At 52.5% G+C, this 15,310-nt stretch carries 14 protein-coding genes; 11 read left to right on the top strand and 3 right to left on the bottom strand.

Features of this window, described 5'->3' with window-relative positions; all coding sequences use genetic code 11:
• Window positions 1-167 precede the first annotated feature (167 nt).
• From HJV72_RS04325 to HJV72_RS04370, 10 genes are all read left to right on the top strand, one after another.
• Window positions 168-818 carry a KpsF/GutQ family sugar-phosphate isomerase gene (locus HJV72_RS04325; RefSeq protein ID WP_208068978.1) on the top strand — a complete coding sequence of 217 codons (651 nt, stop codon included), beginning with the start codon at window positions 168-170 and terminating at the stop codon, window positions 816-818.
• Window positions 778-1,830 carry an alcohol dehydrogenase catalytic domain-containing protein gene (locus tag HJV72_RS04330; RefSeq protein ID WP_117772094.1) on the top strand — a complete coding sequence of 351 codons (1,053 nt, stop codon included), beginning with the start codon at window positions 778-780 and terminating at the stop codon, window positions 1,828-1,830. The genes HJV72_RS04325 and HJV72_RS04330 overlap by 41 nt, the downstream gene beginning before the upstream one ends.
• A gap of 92 nt (window positions 1,831-1,922) precedes the next feature.
• Entirely contained in the window at window positions 1,923-3,221 is a 1,299-nt protein-coding gene (locus HJV72_RS04335) for an NAD(P)H-dependent oxidoreductase (protein WP_243765512.1), read from the top strand.
• A 24-nt stretch (window positions 3,222-3,245) separates the two neighbouring features.
• Window positions 3,246-4,664 carry an L-fucose/L-arabinose isomerase family protein gene (locus HJV72_RS04340; protein ID WP_442899289.1) on the top strand — a complete coding sequence of 473 codons (1,419 nt, stop codon included), beginning with the start codon at window positions 3,246-3,248 and terminating at the stop codon, window positions 4,662-4,664.
• Between the two features lie 38 nt (window positions 4,665-4,702).
• Complete coding sequence (locus tag HJV72_RS04345) at window positions 4,703-6,229, top strand: FGGY-family carbohydrate kinase (protein ID WP_208068983.1); 1,527 nt, start codon at window positions 4,703-4,705, stop codon at window positions 6,227-6,229.
• On the top strand, window positions 6,210-7,073 hold the full coding sequence (locus tag HJV72_RS04350) for a MurR/RpiR family transcriptional regulator (protein WP_208068985.1): 864 nt from the start codon (window positions 6,210-6,212) through the stop codon (window positions 7,071-7,073). Before HJV72_RS04345 ends, HJV72_RS04350 begins: the two co-directional genes overlap by 20 nt.
• 132 nt (window positions 7,074-7,205) lie before the next feature.
• Complete coding sequence (locus HJV72_RS04355; protein WP_208068987.1) at window positions 7,206-7,880, top strand: class II aldolase/adducin family protein; 675 nt, start codon at window positions 7,206-7,208, stop codon at window positions 7,878-7,880.
• Window positions 7,877-9,421, top strand: a complete 1,545-nt coding sequence (locus HJV72_RS04360; protein WP_208068989.1) for an FGGY-family carbohydrate kinase — start codon at window positions 7,877-7,879, stop codon at window positions 9,419-9,421. Before HJV72_RS04355 ends, HJV72_RS04360 begins: the two co-directional genes overlap by 4 nt.
• A gap of 3 nt (window positions 9,422-9,424) precedes the next feature.
• Window positions 9,425-10,858: an L-fucose/L-arabinose isomerase family protein gene (locus HJV72_RS04365; RefSeq protein WP_208068991.1), complete on the top strand. Its 1,434-nt coding sequence runs from the start codon at window positions 9,425-9,427 to the stop codon at window positions 10,856-10,858.
• Entirely contained in the window at window positions 10,855-11,949 is a 1,095-nt protein-coding gene (locus HJV72_RS04370; RefSeq protein ID WP_208068998.1) for a M24 family metallopeptidase, read from the top strand. Before HJV72_RS04365 ends, HJV72_RS04370 begins: the two co-directional genes overlap by 4 nt.
• Window positions 11,950-12,017: 68 nt before the next feature.
• Here the strand turns inward: HJV72_RS04370 and HJV72_RS04375 are convergent, their stop codons facing one another.
• The 3 genes from HJV72_RS04375 to aroF are packed head-to-tail and all read right to left on the bottom strand — an operon-like array spanning window position 12,018 to window position 14,890.
• Window positions 12,018-12,761, bottom strand: coding sequence for an SDR family NAD(P)-dependent oxidoreductase (locus HJV72_RS04375; protein ID WP_117772085.1), 744 nt, complete (start codon window positions 12,759-12,761; stop codon window positions 12,018-12,020).
• Between the two features lie 22 nt (window positions 12,762-12,783).
• Window positions 12,784-13,845: a 3-dehydroquinate synthase gene (gene aroB / locus HJV72_RS04380; RefSeq protein WP_208068999.1), complete on the bottom strand. Its 1,062-nt coding sequence runs from the start codon at window positions 13,843-13,845 to the stop codon at window positions 12,784-12,786.
• Between the two features lie 31 nt (window positions 13,846-13,876).
• Complete coding sequence (aroF, locus tag HJV72_RS04385) at window positions 13,877-14,890, bottom strand: 3-deoxy-7-phosphoheptulonate synthase (protein ID WP_117772083.1); 1,014 nt, start codon at window positions 14,888-14,890, stop codon at window positions 13,877-13,879.
• Between the two features lie 216 nt (window positions 14,891-15,106).
• Here aroF and HJV72_RS04390 point away from each other — a divergent pair, with 216 nt between their 5' ends.
• Window positions 15,107-15,307 carry a hypothetical protein gene (locus HJV72_RS04390; RefSeq protein ID WP_208069000.1) on the top strand — a complete coding sequence of 67 codons (201 nt, stop codon included), beginning with the start codon at window positions 15,107-15,109 and terminating at the stop codon, window positions 15,305-15,307.
• The last annotated feature ends 3 nt before the right edge of the window (window positions 15,308-15,310 follow it).

A 15,310-nucleotide genomic window follows, 5' to 3' on the forward strand; every position in this document is an offset into this window, starting at 1 on the left:
GGAGCAGATGCCACCTGGCTTCTCGCCGGCGTCCACTATACAACAAAAATTCTCTTTATATTCTAAAAATCCCCCCGCTTAAAAAAGATACCGGCTGTGTTACATTACTGGACATAGAAAGAAAACTTTCACTTTGTCATGAAAAAAATGAAAACGGAGGGATTGCATTGGATAAAAAAGACATTATTTCTGAAGTGGAACGGACGATTCGGGAGGAAGGGAAAGCCATCGGGGGGCTGGCAGGGCAGCTGGACATGGAAAAAGCGGCAGAGCTTGTCGCGCTTATCGGCAGCAGAAAAGGGAAAGTGGTGGTGTCTGGCTGCGGTACATCCGCCATGGCGGCCAGGAAGGCAGTACATTCGCTGAACTGCGTGGAGTGTACCGCAGTATTTCTAACCCCGTCCGATGCCGTACACGGCGGACTCGGAGTTCTCGATAAGCATGACATTCTCATCCTCATAAGCAAGGGAGGCAACACGGAGGAGCTTGTACAGCTCATACCGGCCTGCAGGAGCAAAGGGGCGGTGCTGGTGGGTGTGACCGAAGAGGAAACGTCTGCCATCGGAAAGGCGGCGGACCTCTGCCTGAAAGTTAAGGTCGAGCGTGAGCCGTGCCGGTTCAATATGCTGGCGACTGCCAGCACGCTTGCGGTCATATCACTCTTTGATGCGGTCTGCATCGCCTTGATGCAGTATACGGAATATACAAAAGAGCAGTTTGCCGTCATCCATCCGAAAGGGGCGGTGGGGGAACGGCTTATCGGAAAGGAGGCCTCGCATGAAGGGTATGATGAAGGCGGCAGTGTTCAAGGGAATTGAGCATATAGAGGTTGAAAGCAGAGAGATTCCGCAGTGCCCAGAAGGGGGGCTTCTTGTCAAGGTCGTATCCTGCGGCATCTGCGGCGGAGACATACGTAACTACCACAGCGGTCTCAGAAATGGGATGACCGGACAGATCATGGGCCATGAGATAGCAGGGGAAGTTGTGGAAACGGCGGATGGCGTGGACGGATATGCGGCTGGCGACCGGGTCGCGCTGGCACCGGATGTCAGCTGCGGAGAATGCTACTATTGCCGGCGAGGCATGGTGAACCTGTGCGACCACCACCGCATGCTCGGCACTCATTTCCCCGGTGGGTTTGCCCAGTATATCGCCATACCGAAGATCGTATTGGAACGGGGCTTTGTGGAGCAGATACCTGACGACATGAGCTATGACCATGCAGCCTTTGCAGAGCCGGTATCCGGGGTAGTGGCGTGCCAGAAATATAACCACATATCATATGGAGATACGGTAGTCGTAATCGGGGACGGGCCTGTCGGGTGCCTCCATATGGAAGTGGCCAGGGCAAGAGGCGCTTTCCAGACGGTCATGCTTGCCAGAGGCCGCATAGAGCAGGCCAGGAAGTTTGGATTTGAGCATCTTATCTTAAATAAAGATCCAAAGGAGGCGACGGCGAAAGTAAAGGAGCTTGCCGGTCCGGGCGCGGACGTGGTAATCTGTGCGGTACCAAATGCAGCGGCACAGCAGCAGGCGCTGGAACTAGTGAAGAAGCGGGGGCGGGTGGTCATATACGGCGGACTGCCGAAGGACAGCCCGATGACTGCCCTGGACTCGAACAAGATACATTATAACGAGATCATGGTACTTGGCGCATTTTCCTATTCGGCGGTAGGGCTGGAAGACGCGATCAGGACGATACATACAGGGAAGGTCAGTACGGATCGATATCTGAGCGCGAAGGTTCCCCTCGAAAAGCTTGTGGAGGGGATGCATATGGTGCAAAGGGGCGAAGCGCTGAAGGTGCTCGTGGATCCGTGGGCCTCATGAAAGCGGGGGGCAGAGGGAAGGAAATGAACAGGCCAGACATGCAGTTTTAAGAGCAGACAAAGATAGCAGATCAGAAAGGAAGGACAGGAAAGATGTATGAGATTGACACGAAGCTTAAAGAGCTTAAGAGAGCCGGAACGCCGGTGAGGACAGCCCTCATAGGAGCGGGGCAGATGGGCAAGGATATCGTGGCGCAGATGGAAGAGATGGAGGGAATCGAATGTGACATCGTCGTAGATATAAGAACGGATATTGCCGCAGATGCCTACCGCCAGTCCGGATGCACATGCGAGGTGGTAGAAGCGCACACGGCCGCAGAGGCGGAAGACGCCATCGCTTCAGGGAAGAAGGTGGTGACGACGGATTATAAGGCAGCCGTGCGCGCCGCGCAGATTACGAATGTTATCGATGCCACGGGCTCTCCGGAGATGGGGGCCCGGGTCACGATGGAATGTATCCTGCATAAGAAGCACATCGTGATGATGAATGTGGAGTGCGACATTACCATCGGACCGATCCTTCGCAGGCTGTGCGAACAGGCAGGCATCGTATACTCCCTGACTGCCGGAGACGAACCGGGTTCCATCATAGAGGTGTATCGGTTCGCCAAAGCGCTCGGGTTTGACGTGGTTGCGGCGGGGAAAGGAAAGAACAACCCGCTGGACATCTATGCCAATCCCGGTATGCCCGAATGGAAGGAAAAAGCAGAAAAGAGGGAGATGAACCCGAGGATGCTCATCGAATTTGTGGACGGGTCAAAGACGATGATTGAGATGTGCGCGGTTTCTAACGCTACCGGGCTTAAGCCAGATGTAAGAGGGATGCATGGGCCAAGATGCAATGTAAAGGAGCTGGCCAAGGTGTTTTCGCTGAAGGAGCAGGGGGGAATCCTGGAACATGCAGGCGTGGTGGACTATGGAATCGGGGATATCAATCCTGGGGTATTTGTCATCGTGACGACGGAGAACAAACGAATCAAAGACGGCCTCGTACAGAGAGACATGGGGGAGGGCCCAAACTACCTCCTGTACCGTCCGTACCATCTCTGTTCCATCGAGACGCCGATTACGGCAGTACAGGCAGCCGTATACGGGGAATCGACGGCGCATCCTATGGACCATCTTACAAGCGAATGTATCACTGTAGCCAAGAAGGACATGAAGGCAGGAGAGGTGCTGGATGCAATCGGAGAATACTGCTACCGGGCGTCAATTGAACTGGCAGGCGCCGCCCGGGAGGGGAACATGCTGCCCGTTGGGCTTGCTAAAGGAGCGGTGTTGAAAACAGATGTGAAGAAGGACGAGGTCATCACATATGACATGGTGGAACTTGACAACAGCTCTGTACTGCTGCAGCTGCGCAGGATGCAGGATGAAGTCCTCGGCTGCTGATGAGGAAGGAAAAGAAAGGAGAATATGACTATGGACAATAAGGTAGTGATCGGATACGCTCCGACAAGAAGGCGGATATTCAGCGCCGAGGATGCGGTAAAGTATAAGAAGCTCATCGCAGACAAGCTCAGGGAATGGGAGATAGAATTCATCGACATAGAAGATATCAACGAGGAGGGGCTGCTCAGATGTGCGGAGGATGTGGAACCGGTGATTGACAAGTTCCGGAAGGCCAAAGTAGACGCCTTGTTCATCCCTCACTGCAACTTTGGCTCGGAACACAGCTGCGGCAAGGTGGCCGCTGCCCTGAAGGTACCCGTCCTTTTATGGGGGCCGAGGGACGAAGCCCCGGAGCCGGACGGCAGCAGGCTGAGAGATACCCAGTGCGGGCTGTTCGCCACGGGAAAAGTGCTGAGGAGAATGCAGGTTCCATTTACGTATGTACCGAACTGCCGGGTAGACAGTCCGCAGTTTGAGAAGGGAGTCCGGAACTTTACGGCTGCAGCCAATGTGATCAAGGAGTTCCGCAAGGGAAGGATCCTCCAGATAGATACACGTCCGGCAGACTTCTGGACGATGATGGTGAACGAAGGTGAGCTGCTGGAGAAGTTCGGCATACAGGTGTTCCCGATCACTATGGTAGAGTTCGCGGATAAAGTGCTGGAGCTGGAAGCGTCCCATGATGTGGAAGTGGAAGAGACCGTCCGCTATATCCATGAACATATGGAGGTGTGCATTCCAAAGGATTCCGTACGCCGAGTAGCAGCACTTAAGGCAGCGATGAAATATTTTGCCCGGATAAATGGCTGCAACGCGGTTGCCATCCAGTGCTGGGACGCGCTGCAGCAGGCGCTTCACGTAATGCCGTGCTGCGCGAATGCGCTCCTGACTGACGAGGGCATACCGGTAGTCTGCGAGACAGATATCCATGGAGCGATAACCGCTATCATGGTACAGGCAGCCGGAATGGGCAAGTCGCCGAGCTTTTTTGTAGACTGGTCGGTGCGGCATCCGGAGCATGAGAATGGAGAGCTGCTGCAGCACTGCGGCCCATGGCCGATATCGCTTGCGAGGGAGAAGGCCAAGCTTGACAGGCCATTTGCATTTCCGGAGCACTGTCCGGGAGCGGTCGTATCAGAACTGAAGCCAGGGGAGATATCTATCTTAAGGTTTGACGGCGATAACGGCGACTATGGAATGCTCATGGGCAGGGCGAAGACGATAGAAGGACCCAAGACAATCGGTACTTATGCCTGGGTAGAGATACCCGACTGGCCGAAGGTAGAGACGATGATAGTAAAAGGCCCTTATGTGCATCATGCAGTCGGCATCCACGGTGACATACTTCCGGTCATATATGAGGCATTGAACTATATTCCGGGTGTGCGGGCAGATTTTTACAATGAGGAACAAGAAAGAGAGACGAGAAACTACTATTATTGATTGTGTGACAGGACATGTTATACAGGTGAGGTGGACATATGCTGCTTGGGATTGATGTGGGTACGACGGGTGCCAAAGCAATGGTATATACAGAAGAAGGTGAGGCAAGAGGATATGCGTTCCGGGAATATGGGATCGTGTATACGAAGGAGGGCTATGCCTGCCAGGATGCGGAGCACGTCTGGAGCAGGACGAAGGAGGCCATACGTGAGGCGGTCAGAGAGGAAGGGAGGCATATCAGATGCATATCCATCTCCGTACAGGGAGATGCGGTCATACCTGTCGACTGCAACAGGGCAGCAATCGGCTATGCCCAGCTCGGCATGGATTACCGGGGGACCGAAGAAGTTCAGATCTGTGAAAGCAGGCTGGGGGCAGAAAAAATATTTGCCAGGACGGGCATGCGGCCGCACCCCATGAATACGTTTATAAAAATACTATGGATGAAAAGACATGACAGACGGCTATATGAGAAGACATACAAATTCGTGACGTATGCTGACTTTATCATGGGTAAGCTCGGCAGCGGCGATATCGTCATCGACTATACGATGGCCGCAAGGACGCAGGCGTTTGACCTGTGTGAGAAAAGATGGTCTGAGGATATACTGGGGGCATTTGATATCGATCAGGGGAAGCTTGGCACGCCGGTGCCATCGGGTACGGTTGTGGGCACGATAAACAGGGCGCTGGCAGAGGAGCTTGGTATCAGCCGTGGCGCGTTACTGGCTGCAGGCGGGCATGACCAGACATGTGCCGCCGCAGGCGCCGGGATTACCGAGGAAGGGATGGCCCTTGATTCCCATGGGACTGCGGAAGTGCTGACAGCCGTATCCAGACAGCCCAAATTGGGGAAGGTCATGTTCGACAGCTTTTATCCTTGCTATAACCATGTGTTCCCGGGCCGTTACGCGACCTTTGGATTGAACCATACGGGGGGAGCGCTGCTGAAATGGTTCGTGGAGGAATACTGCAGAGAGGACACGAGGCTGGCTAAGGAGCAGGGAATACAGGTGTATGACTACATCATAGGAAGGCTCCCCCAACCTCCGTCTCACGTGATGGTGCTTCCATATCTGAACGGGAGCGGAACGCCACATTGTGATCTGAAGATGCGGGGCGGTATCCTGGGCCTTACGATGGCGACCGGTCGTTATGATATCGCCAAGGCCGTAATGGAGTCGCTTTGCTTTGAGATGCGCCTTAATATGGAACGGATGGAACAGGCCGGCATTCCAATCCGGGATATCAGATGTGCCGGAGGAGGAGCACGTTCGGCGGCCGGGCTTCAGCTGAAGGCTGATATCATGGGTGTGCCTGTCACGACGCTTAAGGTGAGGGAGGCCGCGTGCTTTGGAGCGGCAATCCTGGCCGGGAGGGCGATTGGACTCTACGGGAGCATGGAAGAGATACAGCGTCTCGTCCGCACGGATATCACATATAAGCCGGAAGAAGTGAGCCGGATAATGTACGATGAAAGGTATCGGGTCTACCGTGGGCTTTATGATGTGATGAAGCCGGTGATGTCCCGGGTAGGAAAGAAAGATGCAGAAAATATCACATAGGGTACAGGTGGAGCTCAATGCAGTATACCATACGCTCAAAAGTGCGGAGAAGAAAGCGGCGGATTATCTGCTTCTACATCCGCAGCAGGCAGCCTGCCATTCGATTACCGACTCGGCAAAGCAGGCGGGATGCAGCGAAGCTACATTGGTCAGGCTGGCCCGGAAGCTTGGATATGGGGGCTATGCGCAGATGAAGCAGATGCTGCTGCCCGCTGAGGCGGTGACAGAACTGGATCTGCCGCTGCCATACGGCGACATCGGGGACGGCCGGGACGGAAGCACGGTTATCCGCAGAGTATTCTGCGTGGCGGCCCAGGCGCTGGAGGACACGATGCAGCTGCTGGACGACGAAGCGTATAATAAGTGCCTTGCATATATCATCCACGCGGGAAAAATCCTGACCGCAGGAGCAGGGGATGCCTACACCGTGGCGTACAGCGCATATCTTAAGTTTTCGCGGATTGGCCTGACGGCCATCTGTCCCGCTGACTATGATGTCCAGCTTATGGAGGCGTCTGGAATGGGACCGGACGATGTGCTGTTTCTCATCTCCCACTCAGGTGAGACGAGAACACTCTGCCAGGTTGCGGAGACGGCAGGAAAAAAAGGGACCCATATTATCACCGTGACCAATTACCCGTTATCAACGCTTGCTAAGCTGTCAGACTGTATCATACGGACAGCCGCATTTACGAAAAACCCGTGCAATGAGACTGTGGCGAAGAGGATACCTGAGCTCTGCATCATAGAGGCACTATATATCAGCATACTGCAAGGCCAGGAGGGGCGGTATGCAAGGACGCTGTCGTATGCCAATGAGCAGCTGAAGAAAAACAAGTTCTAAAAAAAGTCTGGAGATTATCTAAAAAATACCCGGCTAAGCAATAAAAACAGAAATGTTAAAATGAGAGCGTAAAGAGCGATGGAATCTTACGCTCTCGTTTGCGTACAAATAAGACAGAAAAGAGGTAGCGGTATGTGTAAGACGGAGATGCAGCATAAAGAAGAAATCGTTGAGGCTGGAAGATTCCTTTATGACAAAGGGCTGCTCGTAGGGACGGACGGGAACATCAGCATCCGCCTGTCTGAACAGGAAGTGCTCATAACAGCGTCCGGCTTCTGCAAAGGCAGGCTTACGCCAGAGCAGGTTACGAAGGTGGATATGGAAGGCCATGTCCTGGAGGGGCGGAAGCCTGCCAGGGACATCCGTATGCATCTGGCGGTCTACAGGGAATGCGAAGAGGCAAAAGCGGTCGTACATGCCCACCCCCCTGTCACGACCGGATATGCCATGTCAGAGGTGTCGTTTGCCAAGACGGCACTGCCGGAAGTGCTGTTTGCCCTGAAGGGCATCGCCGTGACGGAATATACGACGCCTACGACGATAGAAGTGCCGCGGGAGGTGAGCCGGGTCATGACAGAGAATCCAAAGTGCCGGACGATACTTTTGGCAAACCACGGGGCACTGACGATAGGCAGTGATGTAAGCGAAGCCTTCTATATGATGGAGACGCTGGAGATGTTCCTGAAGGCGAATCTGGTCTCAACGCTTCTCGGCAATACCCGTTATCTGGACGAGGCTCAGATGGAAAAAGTAAACCGCCTGATAAAAGGGGAAGATCCGGACAGTGTTATAGGAGGGATAAGATGAACAATTATTTTATGGGACTGGACTATGGAACCGGAGGATGCAAGGTGTGCATCATCGATGAGAAGGCAGACGTGCTCGCCTATGCGTACCGGAAGTATGAGATTATTACGAATCAGGACAATTATTCGGAGCATGACGTGCATGACTACTGGCCTGCAACATGTGCAATGATAAAAGAGTGCATTGACAAGGCAGGCATAAAACCGGAAGATATCAGAGGCATCGGTACGTCATCCGCCCTGCCGTCGCTCGTGATGGTTGATGAGGAGGGCAAGCCGGTACACAATGCCTACAACCTGATGGACCGGAGGGCAGACCGGCAGGAGAAATGGCTGAAAGAACATATCGGTACAGATGAAATCTTCCGGCTGACAGGCAACCGGATTGAAGACCACCCGATCCTTGTAAACCTTCTCTGGGAAAAGGAGAACCGGCCGGAAGATTACAGGCGTATCTGCAAAGCGCTTACCATCGACGGCTATATCCGCATGAAGCTGACCGGGCAGATGACTGCGCACCACAGCGCAGGTATCTTCTACGGGGTAGCCTATGACCTGGACCATAACAGGTTTGATGAGGAGATGCTTGACCGGCTGAAGATCGACGCCTCCATCCTGCCGGATTTCTACCGCTGTGAGGATATTATAGGAGAAGTGACAGAAGAGGCGGCAAAGGAGGCAGGGCTTGTACCCGGCATTGAAGTGGCAGGGGGACAGGTGGACTGCAACGCCGGATGGATCGGAGCGGGAGCCACCGAGGTGGGTGATATCCAGATGAACCTGGGAACATGTGGTAATATGGGCATCGTGAGGAATACAAAAGAGAAGTTCCGGGATATGTTCAACCTCCAGTATACGACGGACTGTACCAATACATACATTACGGTTACGACGACACAGACCGGTGGCCAGTGCCTGAGATATATGAAAGAGAACTTTGGGCAGCTTGAGACGGCGATGGAAGAGCTGGTCCCTGATTTTGACAGCTATGACTACCTCAACATGGAAGCCGGCAGGATACCGCCGGGGAGCGAAGGGCTTGTCGTACTGCCTTACCTGATGGGGGAGCGCACGCCGATATGGGATAATGACGCGAGGGGAGTCGTGTTCGGCCTGTCGCTCTATCACACGAAAGCGCATCTTGTGCGGGCGATGATGGAGGGGGTCGCATATGCCCTGTACGATTCCTTTATCATATTGAAAGAAAGTGGAATCAAGATCAACTATCCCCTTGTCATGAATGAGGGCGGGGCAAAGAGCAGGCTCTGGAGAAGGATTATAACAGATGTGCTGAACGTGCCGACCGTATTCGTGAAGAACAGGGTCGGAGCGCCATATGGAGACGCCCTTCTGGCAGCAGTGGCAACGGGATACATGAAAGATTTCAGCATAGCGAAGGAGAAAGCGCAGTACGTGGAACCGATGGAGCCGATTGAAGATAACCATGAGATATATATGAAGTATTACCATATATATAAGAATCTTTACCGACATGTAAAAGATGATTATAAAGACTTAAAAGAATTAAGAAAGCAGGTGTAGAGGATGAAGAGATCAGACGTGGGATTTGGAGTGATTGTATCGACTAGAGGATTTTTCAATCCTGAGCTGGCTTATGAAGGGCGGATGCAGCTACTGGATAAGCTTCGCAGCATGGGATATGAGGCAATCTGCCTGGATGAGTCCGAGACGAGATACGGGCTCGTAGAGACGATGGGAGATGCCCAGAAGTGCGCAGAACTGTTCCGGAAGAATGCAGAGAAGATACAGGGAATCATTGTATGCCTCCCGAACTTTGGAGATGAGGTAGGAGTGGTAAGTGCCATTGACAAGGCAGGGCTGCATGTACCTGTCCTGGTACAGGCCTGTGACGATGAAAGAGATAAGATGGATCTGGCAGGACGCAGGGATGCCTTCTGCGGTAAGATATCCGTATGCAACAACCTGAACCAGTACGGGATCAAATACACCAATACAACGTATCATACATGTGCCATAGGCAGTGAGGTATTTACAGAAGATATCAGGAACTTTGCAAAAGTCTGCCGGATTACAGCCGGCCTTAGAGGGCTGCGCGTCGCGCAGATGGGAACGAGACCGGCAGCGTTCCAGACCGTCAGGTATTCGGAAAAGCTGCTCCAGACGCTCGGGATACAGGTCATACCGGTAGATATGTCGGAGATTATCTTTGCGGCAAAGAAGATGGAGATGACAGAAGATGTTGCCGCCGTGGTGGACAAGATCAAGTCATACGGGCGGCTGGAAGCGAGTGTTCAGGAAGAGAACATAGTAAAGCAGGCCAAGCTGTATGTGACAGTAAGGGACTGGATGATAGAAAATGACTGCAGGACCGGCACGATTCAGTGTTGGGACTCCTTACAGATCAATTACGGGTGCGCGGCCTGCCTGACGATGAGCATGCTAGGGGAAGAGGGCATGCCTATGGCATGCGAAGTGGATGTCATGGGAGCTGTGACCATGTATGCCATGTACCTTGCAAGCGGGTCGCCTTCCGGATATCTGGACTGGAACAACAGCTTCGGAGAAGACAGAGACATGTGTATCGGCATCCACTGTTCTAATTTCCCCAAGTCATTTATCGACGGAGATTTTGAAATCGGCAGCCTCGATATACTCGGCAACAGCCTGGGCAAAGAAAACTGCTTTGGGGCCTGCAAGACTGTAATCGCACCGGGAGAGATGACATATGGAAAGATATCCACGGATGATGTGAAAGGGAGCGTGAAGATGTATGTCGGTGAGGGAAGTTTTGTGGAGGATGAGATTGACACGCTGGGAGGCGTGGCAATCTGCAGGGTTCCTGGCCTTCAGCCTCTGATGGATTACATCTGCAGCAACGGCTTCGAACACCATGTGGCTATGAACCGTGGGCGTTCTGCCGATGTGCTTGCAGAAGCGCTCGGTAAATATATGGGTGTGGACGTCTATTGCCATCACGGAAAGGGAGCTGTTAGATGACAGATTTTGACATCAAGCTGGAGAGGATAGGAGCGCTTCTTGACAGACGGCAGACAGAAGCCCTCGTGATTGCAAGGAGAGACAACTTTGCGTGGCTCACCGGAGGCGGCGAAAGCGGCGTCATAATGAATCAGGAGAACGGGTTCGTCTATCTCATAGTCACGCAGAAGGAGAGGGTTGCCGTGGCCCTGCGTGCCGACGCAGACAAAGCGCAGGAGGAGCTCCTCAAAGGGCTCGGCTTTACCTTCCATACACTTGACTGGAAATCTGCAGGAATAGAGGCACATATAGAGAGCATGATGGAAGGGAAAAGGGTCCTGTCCGACATTCCTCTTACGGGCTGCACGTGCGACACACCGGCCATATATGAACTGGAATATCCGATGACGGAGACGGAAACAGGACGTTACAGAGAACTTGGAAGACTGACAGACATGATTATGGCCCGTACCGCAAAGCGTATGCGGCAGGGGATGACAGAAAATGAGATAAAGACGGAAATGCTCCACGTGTGCGCAGATTATGGCGTAGAGGTAGATGTGCTGCTCGTTGGGAGCGATGAGCGGATTGAGAAGTACAGGCACTGTACGCCGACGGATAAAAAGGCCACACGTACGGTACTGCTGTCGCCGGTGCTGCGTAAATATGGCCTGCATTCCAACATTGCCCGTATGGTCTGCTTCGGCAGCGTGCCGGAGGCCGTCAGGGAGAAATACGATGCCGTATGCCGGATTCAGGCCGAAATCATAGCAGCAAGCAGAGAAAATGTAGCTTTTAAGGATATCTTCCGGCTGCAGGAGGCGTGGTACCGAGAGCTAGGTTACGGACAGGAATGGTTGAAACACGGTCACGGGGCACCGGTCGGCTATATGCTGTCGGATGCCTCTGTCCTGCACGATGAAAACAGGTGCATGACTTCCAGCCAGGCATATGAGTGGTATGTGACGGTGAGCGGAGCCAAGTCCGCGGAACTTGTGATGAATACGGGCAGCAGGCAGGAAATCTTGTCCATGACGGGGGAATGGCCGGAGAAGGCATACTGTGCAGAAGGTGGAGATGTCATAAAGCTGCCGGACATATGGGTACGGTAAGAAGACAGAGAAAAGCCGGGGTATGGTGTGAAACCGCCCCGGCTGATTTGCTTGTACGTGATGCAAGATTATAAAGTGGTAAACAGATCGATAGACTGGCCTGTCATGACTGCAGGGGCATCACAGAGCAGGTATACGATAGCCTTTGCTACATCTTCGGAACGCCCCATCTTAGCGTCATCCTGACCGACGGAGTGGTTGTAGACTCTTTGTCCAGGCGTATCTACGATTCCTGGTGATACGGCGTTGGCCCTTATGCCGTATTCTTGTGTCTGGATTGCAGTCGTCTTGGTCATGGTGATGATTCCGCCTTTGGCGACGGCATATGCTCCCATCTGAGAAGCGATGCGACCCATACGGGAAGATACGCTTACGATATCTCCGCTGCGCTGCTTTATCATGACAGGAACGACTTTATTGATGCAGAGGAATGGAATACGCAGGTTCGTCTTGATGATCTGATCCCACTGCTCTTCCGACCATTCCCATATTTTGATTGCCTGATGTTCAATAGTATTGTATATTTCCTTCGGGTATCCGCCGGCATTGTTCACCAGGATATCTATCCGGCCGAACTGGTCTACGACAGTGTCGACCATAGACTGTACCTGCTCTCCGACCGTGAGGTCCCTGGAGAGGGCGATGGCCTTCCCGCCTTTTTCTTCTATCAGCCGTACCGTCTCATCCAGATCGGACTGTGTTCTTGCTACGGCGGCAACGGTTGCACCTTCTGCTGCTATGGCAAGTGCCGCGTCTCTGCCGATTCCTTTTCCGGCTCCTGTTACGATTGCAATCTTTCCTTCTAATCTCATGATATCTACCTCCAGATATGGTTTATATAGTCCGCAAGTTACGCTTGAAAAATTCGATGGTCGTTGGATGTATATAGCTGCTGCCGATTTCCCGGAGAAGGACGACATTCAGCCTGTCGTTCAGGTTCTTCTTGTCCAGTTCGATTACCTCCGTGAGTTCCTGCAGGGATATGCCGCACTCATAAGGAAGGCGGTACTGCTTCAGAAGCTCAAGGAGCCTTCCGGCATTGCCGGGAGCGGTCAGGCCCTGCTCTTCCGACAGCTTCGTTATCTGGTACATGCCTATGGCGACTGCTTCCCCATGACTTTCACGTCCATAATTGTAGTATTGCTCAATGGTATGTGCCAGCGTGTGGCCAAAGTTCAAGAGCATACGTTCACCGGTATCGAACTGATCATGCTCCACGACGTTCCGTTTGATATCTACACAGCTGCTGATGATGGCAGGCAGCTCTTCTTTGAGATCTGCAAAAGAGCTGTGTGTCTCCAAGGTATGAAACAGGTCTGCGTCCCGGATGCAGCCGTATTTGATAACCTCTCCCATGCCATCGTTGATAAATCGTTCATTCAGGGTATCCAGCACAAGAGGATCTATCAGCACGAGGGCAGGCTGGTAAAAAGCACCAGCAAGATTCTTGCCCTGAGGCAGATCCACTGCCACTTTGCCGCCCACGGAAGAGTCTACCTGTGCAAGCAGAGAGGTGGGAATCTGTACAAGGTTCACGCCTCTTAAGTATGTAGCGGCGGCGAACCCCGCAAGGTCGCCGATGACTCCGCCTCCAAGGGCGATAATCAGGTCGCTTCGCGTAAGCCTGGCATTCAGCAGGGCAGAATAGACGACCGGAAGTGTCTTGAACGCTTTGGTAGATTCCCCGTGGGGCAGCACCAGCTCATGACAGTCAAAGCTGCCGGATAAGGACCTCTTTAAGCGCGCTCCGAAGAGGGGATATACGTTATCGTCTGAGATGACCATAACCCTTCTGCCGGAAAATACTTTCCCAATATAGTCGGAAGCTCTGTCCAGTATATTGTTTTCTATATAGATAGGATAGCTTTTATCACCAAGATCTACATTTAACTTCATATTATAACTCCGTAATCTTAACCGTTTCTGTTTATATGTTCTTTCCGATAACTTTGGCAATCTGGGTCACTTCTCTGAGAAGCTCATCATATTTCTGCGGCTTCAGCGACTGGGCGCCGTCACAGAGTGCGGACTCGGGGTCATTGTGCACTTCCACCATCAGCCCGTCTGCCCCGGCTGCGATAGCTGCCTTGGCCATCGGCTCCACAAGCCACCACTTTCCTCCCGCATGGCTTGGATCTACGACTACGGGGAGATGGGTGAGCTTGCGCAGTACAGGGATGCTCTGCAGATCAAGCGTGTTACGTGTATACGTCTCAAAAGTCCGGATGCCCCGTTCGCACAGGATGACATTTTCGTTGCCGGATGCCATGATATACTCTGCGGACATAATCCATTCCTCATAGGTCGCATTCAGGCCCCGCTTCAATAGAATCGGGCGGTCGAGCTGTCCAAGCTGCTTGAGCAGGTCGAAGTTCTGCATATTACGGGCCCCGATCTGGATCAAGTCTACTTTTTCGTTAAAGATATCAAGATGGTCCGGGGACATGAGCTCGGTGACAATCGGAAGCCCCGTGGCCTCCTTTGCCTCGCACAGGATCCGGAGCCCGTCAAGCCCCATGCCCTGGAAGGAGTAAGGGCTCGTTCTCGGTTTGAACGCGCCGCCTCTTAAGAGGTTCGCACCGGACTCCTTCGCCTTTGAGGCAATCTCCAGAACCTGTTCTTCGGACTCTACGGAACAGGGGCCTGCAATCAGGGCGAGGTGTCCCCGGCCGACTTTCACGCCCGATATGTCCACGACGGAGTCCTCAGGATGGAAGGCCCGGTTGGCCAGCTTATACGGTTCCTGGACGTGCATTACTTTATCGACAGAAGAATCTACTTCAAATAACTTGGCATCTATCTTCGTTGTATCGCCGATACAACCGATAATGGTCATCTCCTGTCCGACGACGATATGGGTATCAAGTCCCCGCCGTTTTACAAGATGTTCCACGCGTGATACATCTTCCTGTCTGGTGTTTGGCTTTAATACGATAATCATAGTTTTTCCTCCGGTTTCTATAAATAATGCGTCTGGATCTACACGCCTTTACACGGTGATATATTCGCACTGTAAAATTTTAGTTGTTTAAAGTGTGAAATCATGATTAATACTATCGCATTCATATAAAGTTGTCAATATCTTTTTCAAATATTTTAAAATTAGCCTGTGAAGTGTGGTACAATTGGCTTAAATAAAGGAGACGGGAGGGATAATATGGACAGGGAAAAGCAGAAAAGGCTGGAAGCGTTTGAAACGATGTACGAGGCGGTGAGGGCAGAATATGACAGGATTCTAAAGAGGATGGAGATTCTCAAAGGAGACGGAAGAAACAAATCGGCAGAGTATAAGGAACTGCTCGGCAGGAAGTTGACGTATGGGCGGATACTGGACCTGTACAATATATATGACTTATAGAGA

Source organism: Extibacter sp. GGCC_0201 (assembly GCF_017566055.1).
Lineage (GTDB): Bacteria > Bacillota > Clostridia > Lachnospirales > Lachnospiraceae > Extibacter.

Coding starts and splice junctions, on each gene's coding strand:
- HJV72_RS04330 (WP_117772094.1), top strand. CDS start 778: ATGAAGGGTATGATGAAGGCGGCAGTGTTCAAGGGAATTGAGCATATA.
- HJV72_RS04335 (WP_243765512.1), top strand. CDS start 1,923: ATGTATGAGATTGACACGAAGCTTAAAGAGCTTAAGAGAGCCGGAACG.
- HJV72_RS04340 (WP_442899289.1), top strand. CDS start 3,246: ATGACTATGGACAATAAGGTAGTGATCGGATACGCTCCGACAAGAAGG.
- HJV72_RS04345 (WP_208068983.1), top strand. CDS start 4,703: ATGCTGCTTGGGATTGATGTGGGTACGACGGGTGCCAAAGCAATGGTA.
- HJV72_RS04350 (WP_208068985.1), top strand. CDS start 6,210: ATGCAGAAAATATCACATAGGGTACAGGTGGAGCTCAATGCAGTATAC.
- HJV72_RS04355 (WP_208068987.1), top strand. CDS start 7,206: ATGTGTAAGACGGAGATGCAGCATAAAGAAGAAATCGTTGAGGCTGGA.
- HJV72_RS04360 (WP_208068989.1), top strand. CDS start 7,877: ATGAACAATTATTTTATGGGACTGGACTATGGAACCGGAGGATGCAAG.
- HJV72_RS04365 (WP_208068991.1), top strand. CDS start 9,425: ATGAAGAGATCAGACGTGGGATTTGGAGTGATTGTATCGACTAGAGGA.
- HJV72_RS04370 (WP_208068998.1), top strand. CDS start 10,855: ATGACAGATTTTGACATCAAGCTGGAGAGGATAGGAGCGCTTCTTGAC.
- HJV72_RS04375 (WP_117772085.1), bottom strand. CDS start 12,761: ATGAGATTAGAAGGAAAGATTGCAATCGTAACAGGAGCCGGAAAAGGA.
- aroB (WP_208068999.1), bottom strand. CDS start 13,845: ATGAAGTTAAATGTAGATCTTGGTGATAAAAGCTATCCTATCTATATA.
- aroF (WP_117772083.1), bottom strand. CDS start 14,890: ATGATTATCGTATTAAAGCCAAACACCAGACAGGAAGATGTATCACGC.
- HJV72_RS04390 (WP_208069000.1), top strand. CDS start 15,107: ATGGACAGGGAAAAGCAGAAAAGGCTGGAAGCGTTTGAAACGATGTAC.